This window comes from Nodularia sp. UHCC 0506 (assembly GCF_034931045.1).
GTDB lineage: Bacteria > Cyanobacteriota > Cyanobacteriia > Cyanobacteriales > Nostocaceae > Nodularia.
Genome location: NZ_JAYGHH010000095.1, coordinates 1 through 3,237 on the forward strand (window position 1 = coordinate 1; position 3,237 = coordinate 3,237).

Genomic DNA, 3,237 nt, shown 5'->3' on the forward strand with positions numbered 1-3,237 from the left:
AAAGTGGCGAATGACAGTGCCTCAATGGGGGATTTACACAATACAACTTTTTCAATTTCGCCTTTTGGTTCTCCTCCCAGTTTTAAATGAAACCACCCTTCAGTTCGTTTACTTCCTGTCACATATCCCTCAAAGCTGTTATCTTCCCCTTGTGTCACATTTAAAAATGCACCAGTGGTTTCACCATCCAAATTCCGCATTAAGAACACGGCGTTTTGTTGCTTGTCAGCGTAAATTAAACCCTGATCATGAACGGCTTGGATAAAACTGGGTAATAATTCTCGCTTCTCGGTAAGATAGTTTTCAACTTTATGCCATTGTTGGTTATCCAGTGCTGGGGGTACAAATTTGGGTCTGGGTTCCAACTGTGCAAATTCAGTGGCGATTTTTTGAGTTTTGGCGATAACTGCCCTCTGTAACCCTCTTTCACCAAAACTATCATGCAGCCATTTGTAAGCTTGCTGATCATTACACTGGTTAACGTGCATTACTAATTCAATTGCGCTACTACCGTTGAACAGACGAGGGGAAGCATTTGAGGATAGGGTATTATTGGAAAATAATTCTTTCTCTTCCTGCTGCACCTCTGCCCCAACTCCCCCTGCTTTGATTGGAGCAAACTCATAAAATTTGGAACCATTGATATTGATGATGTGTCCGTGACCTTTCCATATCCCCGGCTGTTGATGGTCACTGTCTAAGCCCAACTGCCAAGCTACATCCTCCAGGGGCAAGTCACTGAGTTTTTCTGTCTGCTGCCGCAAAACCAAGTTTTCTGATTCGAGTTGTTTGATTCTGGTTTCTTGCTGTTGCCTGATCCTTTCACTAGCTAAAGCATTTTGAACGGCTCGTTGTTCATGTTCAATGGCGCGTTGACGATCCGCTAACTGATGGTCAAGTGTTTGTATAACTGGGTCAGCTTTGATTCGAGTATAGAATCGCTGTGCTGTTTCTCCCAATATGGGTTCTAATCGTTGCAGTTCTAAAGTCAAGGGTTTGCTGTTAACTGCTTGGTAATATTCTTTGATTTTGGTGTGGCTGGCTTTACTGCCTTTGACTCCTCGTTCAATACCCAATGGCGCTAGTGCAACCGCATAACTATCCTGCAATTTGGATAATTTGATTCTGCACTCTTTGGCTGACCCCCCAAACATTTCATTGTGGCTGAGTTGTTTGGTTTTATCGTTGACTGGAACGATGTAAGCGTGAATGTGGGGGGTGGCTTCATCTAAGTGCAATTCTGCCCTGACGCATTTATGACTGTAATTGGAAATTAACCAATTCTTTGAGGTGTTAGCAAAGTCTAGCATCCGGTGATCATCCCACTCTCCTGCTAGTGATGGGTCATGAGGTCGAAAATATTCGGGGCTGGCACTCAAAAACATTTCACTACACAACACGGCATTTTTGCGGGGCTTGTGTTTTGTGCTGCTGGCTATTTTGGTTTTGACTATTTCCTCTAAAGGATGGTCGTTGTCCCCAATCAATCTGATATTTGTTTTTTCTGGGTCGGCATTGGTAGTTTCTTGAAGTCTGGCTGTATGGGCTTCACTACCCCCTACGTTGCCAAAAGATTTCAGCTTCCCTACTCGTAAAATTGCTAACCCTGCCATCTGTTCTCAGTTGTATATTTAGCCCGGATTTTATGCCATTAAGGGTAATTATGGTTTGTCTCTGGGCGAGTGTCAATATCGGTATCCACTCCCCCATAATTTTTCATTCCGTACTCACTACGTAACTAGAAAATTTTAGCTCAGATTGATGCGGTCGTGGGGTAGCGCGTCTCCTGCTACTAATTGATAAAAACTATCTCTCAAAATTATATCAAATTGGCTGAATTATTGTTCATTTAGCGGCTCTCAAGGATAACTAATTTATCAATTTTTGCCCTGATTTCATCTTGTCAATAATTTTGAGCTAATGATAATAAATAAGCTGTTCTGGGGTTAATTTTCATCTGAAAATACTATCAAAAATGCCAGGGCGACTGCTTGCTGAACACTGGCTCTTTTAACGTAATCATCAGGGTTTTCGGCTGTTTTAGTCTCAATAAGTTTGGTTTAATGACAATAATCAGAGGTTTTCGGATTCACTCAATTTTCTTCCAGGACTGATACCACTCTTTTGTAACTATTTGTATTATTAACACCTACAAAATGTTTTTTGAGCCGTTTTTTGAATTACTTTTGCAACATCAATGTATTATAGTTTTTTCGTCAAAGTTACCTCAAAGTTACCTAGTGAAAATGGCAAAAAGTGCCTCAAAGTAGCTCTGTGTATGAATTAGAGGGCTATTTGACTCAAAACCAGTAGGTGACAGTTGGGCGTAATTTGACCAATTTTGACTGCTAATAGCAGTCGAGTCACGTTTTTTGGTTCACCTGGATTTTTGCAGTCCAACTGCTTTTAACTGCTAATAGCAGCAAGTAATGCAATTTTTGTGTCATATTATGGCTATTGGGCAGCAGTTGGGCATTTGTAGTTCAAGCTACTTTTTCTGTACTTAGTTTCTACTTTAATCCTACGTTGTTTGTGGTGTTTTTATGAGTAATGCCAAGCAAGAAATTCTTTCTATTAAACGAGACAGTGACAGCATCGATGGTAAGGTGTTGAATTTTTTGAAGACCTCCCCTATCTCTCCTGGGTCTACTCTGTCTGATGTGGTGATGGTTACTCTCAAAGCTCATTGGCTTCCTTTGGTTTTGTACTCACAAGGTGTGCGCGGTGAACAATTGCGTGTGCCAACTCTTTGGGCGCTGCATCAATTAGAAGCTCAAATTAATCTCATTCGCCGCATTTGTGGTATTGATCCTAACTACTGATTTGATAATGAGGCGATCGCGCTAGAGGCGGGGCAAGCGATCGCAATTTGATTGTTGCGATCGCCATCAAGTGGTTACTCACATCCCACGCCTGATTCCCAATTGGCAGGGAGCAACCCTTGAGGGGGCGACTAAAAAATTTTCCCTCGACTTGATTTTGAATCATCTTCTCTAATTTCTATTTTGAATGGTGGAAGAGAATTGTCAGGCCAATTCAAACAAATCCTCGTTTCTATGCCACCCGCACCAGTTTGACCAATACCCGCACCAATACCCGCACCAGTTCTCAGCCTGAAACAACGCTATATCAAGCTTTGACGCAGTACCCGCACCAAGCGCACCAGTTTTGAGGGGTTCTACTCACTTTTGTGAATATAGAAATTTATTTTTTTTATTTTTTTTCTTTGTCATTGTT

Annotated in this window: 3 protein-coding genes; 1 reads left to right on the forward strand and 2 read right to left on the reverse strand. The window is 41.6% G+C overall.

The genetic code is table 11. The features are described from left to right. The coding region (gene mobV, locus VB654_RS25015) for a MobV family relaxase (protein ID WP_323216534.1) at nucleotides 1-1,613 on the reverse strand (1,613 nt) is incomplete at its 3' end. A gap of 930 nt (nucleotides 1,614-2,543) precedes the next feature. Here mobV and VB654_RS25020 point away from each other — a divergent pair. Then, entirely contained in the window at nucleotides 2,544-2,822 is a 279-nt protein-coding gene (locus VB654_RS25020; RefSeq protein WP_323216535.1) for a hypothetical protein, read from the forward strand. Here VB654_RS25020 and VB654_RS25025 read toward each other — a convergent pair. Then, complete coding sequence (locus tag VB654_RS25025; protein WP_323216536.1) at nucleotides 2,812-2,988, reverse strand: hypothetical protein; 177 nt, start codon at nucleotides 2,986-2,988, stop codon at nucleotides 2,812-2,814. The genes VB654_RS25020 and VB654_RS25025 overlap by 11 nt on opposite strands. Between the last annotated feature and the right edge of the window lie 249 nt (nucleotides 2,989-3,237).